This window comes from Ferruginibacter sp., from assembly GCF_049840995.1.
Taxonomy (GTDB): domain Bacteria; phylum Bacteroidota; class Bacteroidia; order Chitinophagales; family Chitinophagaceae; genus Ferruginibacter.
Genome location: NZ_JASGIP010000003.1, coordinates 749,079 through 761,755, shown reverse-complemented (window position 1 = coordinate 761,755; position 12,677 = coordinate 749,079). Strand labels below are relative to the sequence as shown.

The 12,677-nt window shown below is 41.4% G+C and carries 15 protein-coding genes; 12 read left to right on the top strand and 3 right to left on the bottom strand.

Annotation, left to right across the window (positions count from 1 at the left end):
- Positions 1-7: 7 nt before the first annotated feature.
- A complete protein-coding gene (locus tag QM738_RS04940) occupies positions 8-901 on the bottom strand; it encodes an RnfABCDGE type electron transport complex subunit D (protein ID WP_462275565.1) in 894 nt (297 codons plus the stop codon).
- 174 nt (positions 902-1,075) lie between these two features.
- On the opposite strand from QM738_RS04940, the gene QM738_RS04935 reads away from it, so the two are divergent.
- The 10 genes from QM738_RS04935 to QM738_RS04890 all read left to right on the top strand — a co-directional run bounded on the left by QM738_RS04935 (position 1,076) and on the right by QM738_RS04890 (position 7,396).
- Entirely contained in the window at positions 1,076-1,489 is a 414-nt protein-coding gene (locus QM738_RS04935; RefSeq protein WP_462275564.1) for a VOC family protein, read from the top strand.
- 80 nt (positions 1,490-1,569) lie between these two features.
- Entirely contained in the window at positions 1,570-2,442 is an 873-nt protein-coding gene (locus QM738_RS04930) for a nuclear transport factor 2 family protein (RefSeq protein ID WP_462275563.1), read from the top strand.
- 41 nt (positions 2,443-2,483) lie between these two features.
- Positions 2,484-3,593, top strand: a complete 1,110-nt coding sequence (locus QM738_RS04925; RefSeq protein WP_462275562.1) for a DUF2911 domain-containing protein — start codon at positions 2,484-2,486, stop codon at positions 3,591-3,593.
- Between the two features lie 11 nt (positions 3,594-3,604).
- On the top strand, positions 3,605-4,828 hold the full coding sequence (locus tag QM738_RS04920) for a rhodanese-like domain-containing protein (RefSeq protein ID WP_462275561.1): 1,224 nt from the start codon (positions 3,605-3,607) through the stop codon (positions 4,826-4,828).
- A 3-nt stretch (positions 4,829-4,831) separates the two neighbouring features.
- Entirely contained in the window at positions 4,832-5,179 is a 348-nt protein-coding gene (locus tag QM738_RS04915) for a hypothetical protein (RefSeq protein WP_462275560.1), read from the top strand.
- A 23-nt stretch (positions 5,180-5,202) separates the two neighbouring features.
- Positions 5,203-5,586, top strand: a complete 384-nt coding sequence (locus tag QM738_RS04910) for a VOC family protein (protein WP_462275559.1) — start codon at positions 5,203-5,205, stop codon at positions 5,584-5,586.
- A gap of 8 nt (positions 5,587-5,594) precedes the next feature.
- Positions 5,595-5,942, top strand: a complete 348-nt coding sequence (locus QM738_RS04905; protein ID WP_462275558.1) for a TfoX/Sxy family protein — start codon at positions 5,595-5,597, stop codon at positions 5,940-5,942.
- Entirely contained in the window at positions 5,939-6,406 is a 468-nt protein-coding gene (locus QM738_RS04900) for a DUF6265 family protein (protein WP_462275557.1), read from the top strand. The genes QM738_RS04905 and QM738_RS04900 overlap by 4 nt, the downstream gene beginning before the upstream one ends.
- Positions 6,406-6,930, top strand: a complete 525-nt coding sequence (locus QM738_RS04895) for a DinB family protein (RefSeq protein WP_462275556.1) — start codon at positions 6,406-6,408, stop codon at positions 6,928-6,930. Before QM738_RS04900 ends, QM738_RS04895 begins: the two co-directional genes overlap by 1 nt.
- Before the next feature lie 10 nt (positions 6,931-6,940).
- The gene (locus tag QM738_RS04890) at positions 6,941-7,396 is read left to right on the top strand and encodes a DUF1801 domain-containing protein (RefSeq protein ID WP_462275555.1); all 456 of its coding nucleotides are present in this window, start codon (positions 6,941-6,943) and stop codon (positions 7,394-7,396) included.
- A 7-nt stretch (positions 7,397-7,403) separates the two neighbouring features.
- Here the strand turns inward: QM738_RS04890 and QM738_RS04885 are convergent, their stop codons facing one another.
- Both QM738_RS04885 and QM738_RS04880 read right to left on the bottom strand, forming a co-directional pair.
- Positions 7,404-8,150 carry a LytR/AlgR family response regulator transcription factor gene (locus QM738_RS04885; protein ID WP_462275554.1) on the bottom strand — a complete coding sequence of 249 codons (747 nt, stop codon included), beginning with the start codon at positions 8,148-8,150 and terminating at the stop codon, positions 7,404-7,406.
- Positions 8,151-8,155: 5 nt separating this feature from the next.
- Entirely contained in the window at positions 8,156-11,146 is a 2,991-nt protein-coding gene (locus QM738_RS04880; protein WP_462275553.1) for a sensor histidine kinase, read from the bottom strand.
- A 183-nt stretch (positions 11,147-11,329) separates the two neighbouring features.
- Between QM738_RS04880 and QM738_RS04875 the strand changes: the two genes are divergently transcribed.
- Both QM738_RS04875 and QM738_RS04870 read left to right on the top strand, forming a co-directional pair.
- Positions 11,330-11,629, top strand: a complete 300-nt coding sequence (locus QM738_RS04875) for a YqcC family protein (RefSeq protein ID WP_462275552.1) — start codon at positions 11,330-11,332, stop codon at positions 11,627-11,629.
- A gap of 36 nt (positions 11,630-11,665) precedes the next feature.
- Positions 11,666-12,673: a hypothetical protein gene (locus QM738_RS04870; protein WP_462275551.1), complete on the top strand. Its 1,008-nt coding sequence runs from the start codon at positions 11,666-11,668 to the stop codon at positions 12,671-12,673.
- Positions 12,674-12,677: the final 4 nt, after the last annotated feature.

Sequence of the window (12,677 nt, the reverse complement as noted above, 5' to 3'; positions counted from 1 at the left end):
TTAATTTTTAAATGGAGAGATTTTTATAAACTGTGTCAAGGTATTTTGTTTCTTTTTCGGTGAAGGAAGCAGTGGACTTCCAGCTGAATTGTTTTGCTTTGAATAACCAGTCGAACAACGGAACCAATGGCTGCATATACACCAGTACCCAGACCGGCGCAGTGGAAATGAATTTAAATGTGGCCAGGTAAAATGCTACGGCGGCTACCAGCATGCTCCATATTATTCTTGCAACTTTGTGGTTGGGTGTGGTTTTAGGATCGGTGATCATAAAGAAGGAGAACAGCAACAGGCTGCCGGTGCTGATGCTTTGCACAAAAAAATCCAACGGCCATCCCAGGTATACTATCTGCCGTATAAAAAGTAATCCGCCAAATGTAAGCAGGAAGGCAAGACTGGTATCCAGTTTTTGCACCCGTGTAGTTACAATAAAACCGAGGCATATCACTGCAAAAAAGAGTACGGCATTGCTACCCCACTGGCCGGGGCTGATCCATGCTTTACCGGTAAGTAATACAGCCGCAACAATACCCAATGCAGAAGGATTAAAAATATGTTTGCCTCTGATACGGATAATATACTTGGATGCAATGGAAATAAATGCAGCCAGTGCTGCAACAGGCAAACTATTGGTCTTTAATAAAAGGCAAAGCCCCATCGAAGAAATGATCGCTGAAGGAATGCCGTTTTTGATCTTTACTGTGGAGGGCAGGCTTTTGCTCTTGATCCTGCTCAATATTATTTCGGCACAAAGCTGGGTAACAATACTTACACTTAGATAAGTAAAGTATAAAGCCCATTCTGCATTCCAGCCCAGGTAAAAAATTCCGTACGATAAAAAGCTGCACTGGAATAATACCTGGAAATAGCGGGCATCTTTAAAAAAGGATGTGATAAACATAACAGTTGAATTTGCTGTAGGATGAAAAAGCAAACCCGATTACACAGGCTAACTGTTAATGAAATGTCAATGGAACGAAAATAAATATTTATGGAAAAAAATAAAGGACGCATCGCCGCACATAAAATTTTTATTGCAAAAGCCATTTAAGTTGCCTAATTTGATTTGCAAAAAATGGAAAGAGTTACTTCGATAGGTGGCGTGTTCTTTAAATGCGAAAACCCTGCGGCGCAAATGGAATGGTATGCAAAGCGTTTGGGCATTGCGATGGATCAATACGGCAGCAGCTTTGAATGGCGGCACAAGGATGATGCAACAAAGAAAGGTTACTCCGCCTGGAGCCCTTTTGAAAAAGATACCGATTACTTTGGCGATGCTGCGCAGCAATACATGATCAATTATCGTGTGGATGACCTGGAAGCGCTGGTAAAACAATTAAGAGAAGCAGGTGTGACCATTGTAGACCAGATGGAAATTTATGAATATGGTAAGTTCATTCATATACTGGATGGTGATGGCAACCGGGTGGAATTATGGGAGCCCAATGACAGTATGTATGAAAAAATGGTGAACGTGGTCACTAAATAAAGGAATGACGGACGGAAGTATAAAAGGATGAGCAAGCCAGCATTTTTTACAGCATTCATGTCCTGTATAAAAAAACTAACATGCAAAAACTGATTGCTTTATTTATTGGCTGCATTTTATTTTCCATCGCTGATGCTCAAAATAACCAATTACCCTGCAGTAAACCGGAGTACCGGCAGTTTGATTTCTGGATAGGAGAATGGGAAGCTTTTGCACCCAATGGGAAAAAGGGCGGAGATAGTAAGATCAGCCTGATGCTGGATAGTTGCACGATACTGGAAGAATGGACGAGCACCGGTATGCAGAATGGATTGCGTTATGCCGGAAAGAGTTACAACATGTATAATGCTGCACAAAAAAGATGGCAGCAGTACTGGGTGGATAATACCGGCAGCATCACCCAATATTTTAATGGTCATTACGAAGATGGAAAAATGATCGTACAAACAGCGAATGAAAAAGTAAATGATACATTGTGGCAGATACAGAAAATGACTTTTTATAATTTAAGCCCGGATAAAGTGAGGCAGCATGGCGAAACCAGCAGTGATAATGGTAAAACATGGGTAACAAGTTTTGACCTGGAATACCGGAGAAAAATAAACAACCCGACTGTGATGATCGATTCCATTTTACGTAGTATGGAAAATGCGTATAACAAAGGACAATACAGAATGCTGGCATCTTATTATTCGGTCAATGGAAAAATAGTGAGCAATAATACCAGCATCAATGGAAGGATTGCTATAACCGATTACTGGAAAAGTTTGATCGCATTGGGTGGTACATGGAAGCTCAGTAACGAAAAAACAGAAAAGGTTGGTGAACAGATCTGGCAAAAAGGAGTATCAGTGATTACAGATAAGACCGGTAAAGAACATAAAGTGAATTTTACACTGGTATTTGTGCGTGAAGATGGATTGTGGAAGATATTGCAGGATGCTTACTGGTAAAGAATCAATAAACCATTCTGTTGTATTTTAAAATAAAGAAAATGAAAATCATAACCTTGCTTGCAGCAGCAGTATTTACCTGCTGCCAATCTTTTGCACAACTCGATCTGCCACCAGCCGGTGGAAATCCCCGAGCCACTATTTCTGAAGAAGTGGGCATTACTTCTATTACCATCAAATACAGCCGGCCTGATGTAAATAAAAGGGAAGGAAAAATTTGGGGCGATGGTAACGTGGTTACCTACGGTTTCAGTACACAGAATTTTATTACCAATACCAATGTATCGCCCTGGCGTGCGGGTGCCAATGAAAACACCACTATTACTTTTGAGCATGATGTAAAAATTGAAGGCAAGCCGCTTAAAGCCGGTACGTATGGTTTATTCATGGCAATGGGTGCCGATAATGTTACGCTGGTATTCTCCAGCCAGAGTGATGCATGGGGCAGTTTTTATTATGATGAAAAATATGATGTGCTGCGGGTAAATGTAAAACCCGTTACATTGGATAAAAGCGTGGAATATTTGAAATATGAATTTATAGAACACAAGGAAAAATATTGTGTGATAGCCATGCAATGGGAAAAAGTATCCGTGCCATTCAAAGTGGAAGTGGATGTTGATAATATAGTACTGGCAAGGCTGCGGGAACAATTAACAAGCCGGTATGGTTTTAATCCTTCACTGATCTTAACCGCCGCACAGTATTGCTTCACGAAAAATATCAACCTTGATGAAGCACTGGAATGGAGTAAAAGAGCGATCAATGGATTAGGCGGACAAAAAACCTATATCACTTTACGCAATCTTGCCACGGCTTATGAAAAACTAAACCGCATTCCCGAAGCGGATTCCACTATGAATGAAGCATTGCTGATCGCTACAGCCAATCAATATACCGCTTATGGAAAGATACTGATCACACAAAAACGCAACGATAAAGCGATGGAAGTATTCATTGCTTCGCAAAAAAGATACGGTGATATATTTGGTGTGAACAATGGACTGATGAGCGGTTATTCTGCCAAAGGAGATTTTAAGAATGCCATTAAATATGCAGAAAAGGCTATGGCGCAGGCGCCTAACGATGCGGCCAAAACAACATTGCAGGGCCAGATAGCCAAGCTGAAAGAAGGAAAGGATATCAATTAAAAGCGGCGGTCATGAAAACGAAATATCTTTTAATGATCCTGCTGCAGATTGCAATTGCAACCAAGGCGCAATATAAAAATGATGATGTATTGTATAAAACAGTGGATCCGCGAATGCTGTACAAAACATTACAATCAACAAAAGATTATGTGCTGCTGGATGTAAGGAGTAAAGGGGAATATGAAGATACATCACAGTTTGCCGGTGCCAATATCGGTCGCCTGAAAGGCGCTGTGAATATTCCCGTGAACGAGTTAGGAAAAAGACTGGATGAATTACAGCAGTACAAAGGCAAACCTGTGTTTGTATATTGTTCGCACAGCCAGCGCAGCCGCAGGGCGAGTAAGATGCTTGCTGACAGTGGCTTCAGCAATGTAATGAATGTGAATGGTGGATTGACCAGCCTCTTATATTTTTCGGAGACAAGCCGCAAAGAGTATAAGGAACTTTACGAAAACAGGACAGGGTATTCCTTTATTTCGCCTAAGGAACTGTGTGATAAAGTAAATAAAAATGCTGCTGCCGTTTTTTTACTCGATGTGCGATCGGATTCTTTGTTCAGGCATATTGCACTGCAACCCAAAGAAAATGCGCTGGGTACTATCAGGGGTTCAGTCAATATTCCTTACGAAAAACTTAAAGAAGATCTTTCGGCGATACCCCGTAATAAAGATATTGTACTGGTAGATGTATACGATGATGATGCGGCACGAACTGCTGCCTTGCTTTTAAAGAATGGGTATAAAAATGTACAGGTGCTAATTGAAGGTATGGACCGATGGGTGGCAATGAATGAGGTGGAAGTGCCTTGTAAAAAAATATTGTACCAGCCTGTAGCAGGGATCAATATTATTGCAGCAACGGAATTCCTTAAGGAAGATGCAGCAAAAAAATATACTATTATAGATGTAAGAACGGATGAAGAATACAACAATACACACAAGGATTACTGGAGAAATATTGGTAAAATAAAAAATGCAGTACACCTACCGTGGGCAGATATGCAGAAAGATATCACATTGCTGGAGCCTTATAAAAACAAACCGGTATTGTTGTATCACTTTGGTGGAGACCGCGATGTTTTTGCAGCGGCTGATTATCTTTCCAGTAAAGGATTTACCGATGTTACCGTATTGTACGGCGGCATATTTAATTTACGCTGGACCGCTGCAAATATTAAAGGGCAGGCAGCATTAAAAGATTATGTAACAGATATTCCCGAAATAAATAAATGAACCATGAAAAAAGCCATCATTATCATCACCGGTATCTGCAGTATTATTATTTTACAAAACTGCAGCAATAGTAAAAAAGCCGGCAAAACCCCGGTAGTGGTATCATTTGAAAAAGATGTGATGCCCATCATGCAGGCAAGATGTACACCCTGTCATTTTCCACCGGAAGGCAGGAAAAAGCCTTTGAACAATTATGAAACGGTGAAAGCAGGTATTGCCGATGTAATTGCGAGGGTAAAACTGCCGCAGGAAGCAAATGGTTTTATGCCGTTTAAAAATAAAAAACCACCTTTGAGTGATAGTTTGATCAATGTACTGGTGCAATGGCAGCAACAGGGCATGCCGCAATAATTTTAAAACAAAAAAATAAAAGAATGAACAATGCGATCAGTTGGTTCGAGATACCGACAACAGACATTAACAGGGCTCAGAAATTTTATGAAACAATTTTTGGTATCAGCATGATACCGATGGAAATGCCGAATATAAAAATGCGCATGTTCCCGCTGGATGATATGATGAATGGTATTGGTGGTGCGCTGGTGGACAGTGGCGGTTTTCATAAACCATCGATGACCGACGGGCCGTTGATCTATTTAAATGCCAATCCTGATGTACAGATCGTACTGGATAAAGTAGAAGCAGCAGGTGGAAAGATCATGGTGCCTAAAACAGAAATATCTCCTGAATACGGAAACATGGCTGTATTTATTGATACCGAAGGTAACAGGATGGCATTGCATAGCATACCACAATAAGGTGAATTATGGCTTACAATGAAAAATTAGCGGACAGGGTGAGAGAAATGATCGCTCTTACCCATAAGAACGTGGAAGAGAAAGCCATGTTTGGGGGATTATGTTTTATGGTGAATGATAAAATGTGTGTGGGTGTGGAGCAGGAAAGACTGATGGTAAGACTGGATCCTGCCAAATATGAAGAAGTGATGGAAAAAGAAGGTTGTAAGCCAATGGATTTTACCGGCAAGATCATGAAAGGATATGTATTTGTGGATATAGCTGCACTGCAAACAAAAAAGAAACTGGAATACTGGATGACATTGGCACTGGAGTATAATAAAATTGCCAAACCTTCTAAAAAGAAAAAGAAATGAAGTACGGGGTTATTATCATTGCCGGTATGTTTTTATTGAGCGCTTATATAACTACCAGAAATGATTTTAAAAGATTGTATGCGCTGGAAGGTACCTGGCGAATGAAAACCAAGCGTGGCCTGCTTTGCGAAGAATGGAAAAAAATAAATGACGATCATTTGCAGAGCAGGGGTTATATCATACGCAACAACGATACTATTATTAATGAACGGGTAGCCCTTACCCGGCAGGGCGATGATATCTTTTATACTTCAACGGTGGAAAATCAAAATAATAAACAACCTGTTGCTTTTAAAATGACGAAGCAGCAGGGCAATAGTTTTATTTTTGAAAACCCGCAGCATGATTTCCCTAAGCGAATTGTATATGAACTGGTAAATACGGATTCGCTGCATGCTTTTATCGATGATGGCATTGATGACACGGGGCATATACAGCATTTTTATTACAAACGTTTTCATTGATGAAATATACTACAGCACAGGCAATACAGATATTGGAAAGAACACCAGCGGTTTGCACAGCTTTACTGGCAGGCTTAAGCGATGATTGGGTGATGCAGAATGAAGGACCGGAAACCTTTTCGCCTTACGACGTGATCGGGCATTTGATATATGGCGAACAAACCGACTGGGTACCAAGGGCAAAAAGAATACTGGAGTTTGGTAACAGCAAAACATTCGACAAGTGGGACCGGTTTGCACAATACGAACTAAGTAAAGGCAAATCATTACAGCAGCTGCTGGCTGAATTTGCTGAAGAAAGAAAAAAGAACATGATTTGGTTCAAGTCATTACAACTAACCGAAACAGACCTGGATAAAAAAGGCATGCATCCTGTTTTAGGCGAAGTAACATTGCGAAATCTTTTATCTACGTGGGTGGTGCATGATCTTACACATATTGCGCAGATAACCCGGGTGATGGCCAAACAATACAGATCCGAAATGGGACCCTGGCCTGAATTTTTCCGTATTTTGAATTTTTAAAAAAGCGATCATGCAATCCAAAGCTGCTACTGTAGATACTTATATTGATGAATTGCCGGAAGAGCGAAAAGAGGTGATGAACAAGCTGCGTAAGATCATTAAAAAGAATTTACCGAAGGGATTTAAAGAAGGAATGGGATATGGTATGATGGGCTGGAGTGTGCCGCACAGTATTTACCCGGCAGGGTATCATTGCAACCCCTCCGACCCTTTGCCCTTTATGGGTATTGCTTCGCAAAAGAATTTTGTAGCGGTGTACCACATGGGCATATATGGCGATCCCAAACTGAGCAAATGGTTTGTGGATGAATATGCTAAACTGGGCATCGGTAAACTGGATATGGGTAAAAGTTGTTTACGTTTTAAAAATCTCTCAAAGATACCTTACGAACTTATTGGCGAACTGTGCACCAAAATGACTGTAGAAGACTGGATCGGGAAATATGAAAAGGCATTAAAGCGGTAATACAATTTTACTGGAACAATTCCATCACTTCGTTTCTTTTCCTGCGGGATACGGGCACCTGCACATCATTGGATAACCAGAGTACGTGATCGGTATCCATTCGCTTTACATGATGAATGTTTACCAAAAAAGATTTATGAATGCGGATGAAGCGGTGCTCTGTAAGTATCTCTTCATAATCTTTTAAAGTTTTAGCAACCAGTAATGGTTTTTGGTCGGTAAAATAAAAGCGGGTATAATTGTTCATGCCTTCCAGGCAAATAATATCTTTTGTTTCGAATAGAAAAACGCCTTCCTTAACAGAGATCGCCAGTTTAAAATCGGCCGTGTTTTTTTGCTGCAGGTTGTTCAGTAAATTATCTACCAGCTGCTGCTGTTGTTGTTTCCCCTGGAACTCTTTTTTAATGATATGACGGTTGATGGCATTCTGCAGATCCACAATGTCCACCGGCTTTAATAAATAATCCAGCGCACTGAAGCGGATGGCCTTGATGGCATATTTATCAAAGGCAGTAGTAAAGATCACATCAAAGTCCCAACTGGCAGCATTGTTCAAAAAATCAAAACCATTCATGCTGGGCATTTCAATATCCAGCATTACAAGGCCGGGCTTGAATTGCGGTAACAATTGCAATGCTTCTTCGGGCGAATTACAACAGCGTATCTCTTTTTGCAATGGTATATGTTTTTCTATCAGCACTTTTAAAATATTGCCGGCAGCCGCTTCATCATCTACAATTAATATCTTAAGCATATACTTTAATTTTTTATGTTAACAGGTAAATAGATCAGCACTTTTGTACCGGTGGCATTACCTTCATCGTCTGTTTTATCTACGATGGTGATCTTTGCCATACCGGGATACTGGCTGTTTAAAACAGCAATACGTTGCTCCGCCAATGCTGTACCCTTTGATTCAAATTGTTCTGCGCCCAGCTTTTGACTTTTTATAGTTTCCGAGCGTTTGCGGCCTACGCCATTATCATCGATTGCTATCTGCAGTTGTTGCTGCTTTTCGTGAATGGTGATCAATAGTTTTTTTTCTCCGTCATGATGCCTTAACCCATGCCATACGGCATTTTCAACATAGGGCTGCAGTAATAAAGAAGGTACTTGTGTAATTTCCGGTTCAATATTCTCGTCCAGCAGAATTTCGTAACTGAATGATTGACGGAAACGAAGCGACTCGAGGGATAGGTATAATTTTATCATTTCCAGTTCATTGCTTAAAGGAATAAAGTTTTTATCGGAATTATTCAACACCATCCGCAGCAGTTTGGAAAAACTGGAAAGATACCGGTAACCCTCTTCTGTATTGCGGGTAATGATCAACTCCTGTATGGCATTTAAACTGTTAAAAATAAAATGCGGGTTCATCTGCGCCCTGATCGCTTTTGCTTCCAGCTCGGCCATTTGCTGTTTGGTACTGATCCTGTTTTTTATAACCGCTAATCTTCTCCTGAACAAAATAAAGACCAGCGCTGCCACTGCTGCGATCATTATTACCCGGAACCACCAGGTTTTCCAGAAAGGCGGCAGTATAGTAAAACTATATTGTAGACTGTTTTTCGTCCATACGTTATTGTTATTACAGGCTTTTACTTCAAAGCTGTACTTACCTGGCTGTAAAAAATTAAAATTAATGCTGCGGCTGGAAGTATAAACCCAGTTACTGTCCATACCGATCAAACGGTAAGCATAGCGCACCCTGGAAGCATCGGTAAGGCAAACGGCTGTAAAGCAGAACTGTAGCGAATTTTGATTGTGATCAAAAACAGGCGTAACAGCAGCGGTATAATTACTGTCAGATCCTGTCATAGTGATACTGTCAAGTGCCAGCACCGGGGCGATCGTATTCTGACTGATACTGTCGGGATGAAACGATACCATCCCCATCGAAGTGAGCGCCCAGATAGTGCCATTTCTTTGCTGCTCCAGTTTTAATGTTTGATAGTAACTGGATAATAAACCGTCTTTTTCATTAAAGCTGATAAGCTGCTCTGTACTACCCGCATTCAGCAATACCGAAATGCTCATATAATCTCCCCACCACACATTATCATTCTTATCTGTTAAAACAGTCAGTGCAATATCAGAAGGAGCACCTTTTTTTGTATCATACTGCTGCTTTAAAATAAAATGACCATCCTGGTACACACATTGCAATAATCCTTTGCCCAATGTTGCTATCCACACATTACCTTTTTTATCCGCTGCAATTTTTGTAACATAAAGATTTTTCACCGGCATCCCAGCCACAGCATCTTCTACGAGTAAGTTATTTTTTAAAACAAATAAACCGGTGCTTCCATAAAAGAAATATTTTCCATCAGCAGCTTTATAGCAACCGAATAATTCCGGATAGCGGGTATAATTCTTTTCAAAATTGTAATGTGCCGTAAGGGGATCATTCAGTAAAGGATCGATACGGGTAACACCATGTTCCGTACAGGCCAGCAGGCCATCGCTGCCGGCATCAAATAAGGCTTCGCAGTTATTATCTTTTAAAAACCCGGTATCCTTCCAGTGCGTAAGCCGGTTATCCTTAAAGCGGCTGATACCTTCATAGCCACTACCAAACCAAAGCCCACCGGAAGCATCCTCGTGTATACACATTACTTCTGATTGCGGAAATACAGCCGGTATATTTTTTTCGGGAATAATGGCTTCTTGGTTTTTAATGAATACAGTACCCCTGTTGCCGCCAAACAACAGGTCGCCATTCTTTCTTTCCCAAAAAGAAAATACCTCCTTATGCTCCGATTGCTGCAAACTGTACTGCCTGAAATTGTTGGCTTGAAATTTTTGCAGGCCTTCCCAGGAACCGATCCAGAAATTCCCTTCTGCATCCTTCAATGCAGTAAAAGCATTATTGGTAATCGTTTCAAAATTAAAAAGCGTCTGTACCTTACTGTTATTAATTAGACCAATGCCGCTGGTGGTCAAAGCATATATTTCACTCCCGCTACTGAAAACTGTATTGCCAATGAATTCATCGGTATAATAACCGCTGATTTTGCCCTGTACCAGCTGCATAGGGTGATGATTGAGGCAGTTCCAGAAAATACTGTCGGGAGCAATTACAGCAACAGCATGCACAAAATTTACCGGGTCGGGGTTGGCCCATATCGATTCGTAATGGCTGGCATCAGCATTGGTTTTAAATAACCCATCATGCGAACCGATATAGATCTGTTGCTTTTTATCAGAAGCGATGCAAAACACCCTTCTTGTAAAACCGGCAAAAGGAGTGAGCGCAATAGTACTATAATTATTGCTGCTGAAGCTATTGGTTATTGATGCAGGTATTTTATACAAGGCATCAATACATCCCACCCACAAATTGCCATTGCCGTCAGTATGCAGGGCTTCTGCGGCGATTGCTTTTTTGCTTTCCAAAGTCACCCTTTTTATTATTCCCTGTTGATAATAAAATAAACCTTTGTCACCGCCGATCCATACCGCACCGGTACTATCCTGCGTAATGCAGAGCACACGACCGATCGATTCACTGGCGCCGGTATACTGGTAATTGATAAAATCATAACCATTATAAATACTCACTCCCAGTTCGGTTCCTATCCACAACCTCCTGTCGCTGCTTTGTGCCAACGCATATACTTTGGAAGAAAATAAACCATTGCGGGTACCGAATGTTTGTGCCCGGTATTTGCCGCTTAATTGAGCAACAGCAATAGCAGGCAGCAAAAAGAACAGCAATAAAAAAGATATGGTTGCAGGGTGCTTCATTATGCAGAACAAAAATATACAACCTTTTCTCCGTATTTCCGCCATAGCCTCTGCCACCGTTACCGTTGCATAAATACAGCCTGTAACAGCAACCTTAACATAACTGCCTGCTGCCATTCTCTTTATAGCAGTTTAAAAATCATTTGTGTGCAGGTAGTTTTATGCGGCAGTAATTACCCAGGCATGGATCAGATAACAGATAAAGTAACCGCAATTAAAAACGAAATGAAACTGGTGGGCTTGTGGAAAAAGCAACTGCCTGCCTGGGTAAACGAATACAATGGACAGCACATTACCACCGAACAGGATTTTACCGGCTGGCTGCAGTTCATCTATCTCCCCAATATCATGCAACCGGAAAACCGCAACAGCATGAGCACAATGGAAAATCATATTGTACCACAGGCGATGAAATTTTTTGGAGAAGACATACAGAAGGGCAGGCTGCTGCAATTACTGGTGGAACTGGATAGCCTGGTGTGATGCATATATCAATTATTATTTTATAAAAATACAGGAATGAAACAGCTACTTACACTTGCTTTTGCAATAGGGTCCGCATTTTTATTGCAGGCACAAAACGTGGGCATCGGCACCACCACACCAAACAGCAGCGCTGCATTGGAGATCAAAAGCACTACCAAAGGATTATTGATACCTTCTATGACAACATCGCAACGTTTTGCGATCAATAATCCTCCGCCGGGACTCATGGTATACGATACGGATAAAGATGAATTTTATCACTATAACGGTACCGGGTGGACGGTAATTGTGAACGGCAGTTACTGGAGCAGGCCCATCACCAGCCGCAGCCGTATTGCCAACGCAACAGATAGCGTGGGTATCGGCACCAACAGCCCAACAGAGCGTTTGGATGTGAATGGCAATATCCGCAGCAGGGATAATATTTCTGCCACCAATAATATTGATGCAGGTGGTACATTAAGCGGAACAACTTTGGTGAACTCCGGCAATGCCGTAATAGGCGGCACCACTTTGCTGAATGGCGATGCCACCACCAATGGCGACCTTATTATGAATAGTGGCGGTACCGTACAATTTAAAACCAGCAGCGTTAATAAAACATTTGTCCAACTATCGGGCGACAACCTGCGGATGGGCACCAACAGTGGTAACAGCGCCGGGGATTTTATAATAAGGATGAATGGCAACGACCGCGTAAATGTAAATGCCCAAGGCGATCTGAATGTAGATGGAAAGATAACCAGAACAGCGACCGGGGCTGCAAACCTTGTTCCTTATTGTTTTGGCAGGGTTGAACTGGATGGTACTGTGGTAAATGCAGGATCAGGAAACTGGACAGTAGCAAAAGTGGGTACCGGGCAATATGAAATTACCTGCACCGGAATTTTGAGCACCGATGTTGTGATAGCAACTTCCCGGGACTTCAGGATTGTGATGGGCGCCTATCATCCCAATGCCGGCAAGGTGAAATTTTACACTTACAGCGTTGTGTCGCAGAGCTACGATGATGAAGCCTTTAGCTTTTTAATATATAAATGATCGA

Bases quoted from the DNA above. Each gene is read 5' to 3' on its own strand.
- QM738_RS04940 (WP_462275565.1), bottom strand. From the start codon at position 901: ATGTTTATCACATCCTTTTTTAAAGATGCCCGCTATTTCCAGGTATTA.
- QM738_RS04925 (WP_462275562.1), top strand. From the start codon at position 2,484: ATGAAAATCATAACCTTGCTTGCAGCAGCAGTATTTACCTGCTGCCAA.
- QM738_RS04870 (WP_462275551.1), top strand. From the start codon at position 11,666: ATGAAACAGCTACTTACACTTGCTTTTGCAATAGGGTCCGCATTTTTA.
- QM738_RS04920 (WP_462275561.1), top strand. From the start codon at position 3,605: ATGAAAACGAAATATCTTTTAATGATCCTGCTGCAGATTGCAATTGCA.
- QM738_RS04905 (WP_462275558.1), top strand. From the start codon at position 5,595: ATGGCTTACAATGAAAAATTAGCGGACAGGGTGAGAGAAATGATCGCT.
- QM738_RS04935 (WP_462275564.1), top strand. From the start codon at position 1,076: ATGGAAAGAGTTACTTCGATAGGTGGCGTGTTCTTTAAATGCGAAAAC.
- QM738_RS04880 (WP_462275553.1), bottom strand. From the start codon at position 11,146: ATGAAGCACCCTGCAACCATATCTTTTTTATTGCTGTTCTTTTTGCTG.
- QM738_RS04890 (WP_462275555.1), top strand. From the start codon at position 6,941: ATGCAATCCAAAGCTGCTACTGTAGATACTTATATTGATGAATTGCCG.
- QM738_RS04900 (WP_462275557.1), top strand. From the start codon at position 5,939: ATGAAGTACGGGGTTATTATCATTGCCGGTATGTTTTTATTGAGCGCT.
- QM738_RS04910 (WP_462275559.1), top strand. From the start codon at position 5,203: ATGAACAATGCGATCAGTTGGTTCGAGATACCGACAACAGACATTAAC.
- QM738_RS04895 (WP_462275556.1), top strand. From the start codon at position 6,406: ATGAAATATACTACAGCACAGGCAATACAGATATTGGAAAGAACACCA.
- QM738_RS04885 (WP_462275554.1), bottom strand. From the start codon at position 8,150: ATGCTTAAGATATTAATTGTAGATGATGAAGCGGCTGCCGGCAATATT.
- QM738_RS04930 (WP_462275563.1), top strand. From the start codon at position 1,570: ATGCAAAAACTGATTGCTTTATTTATTGGCTGCATTTTATTTTCCATC.
- QM738_RS04915 (WP_462275560.1), top strand. From the start codon at position 4,832: ATGAAAAAAGCCATCATTATCATCACCGGTATCTGCAGTATTATTATT.
- QM738_RS04875 (WP_462275552.1), top strand. From the start codon at position 11,330: ATGGATCAGATAACAGATAAAGTAACCGCAATTAAAAACGAAATGAAA.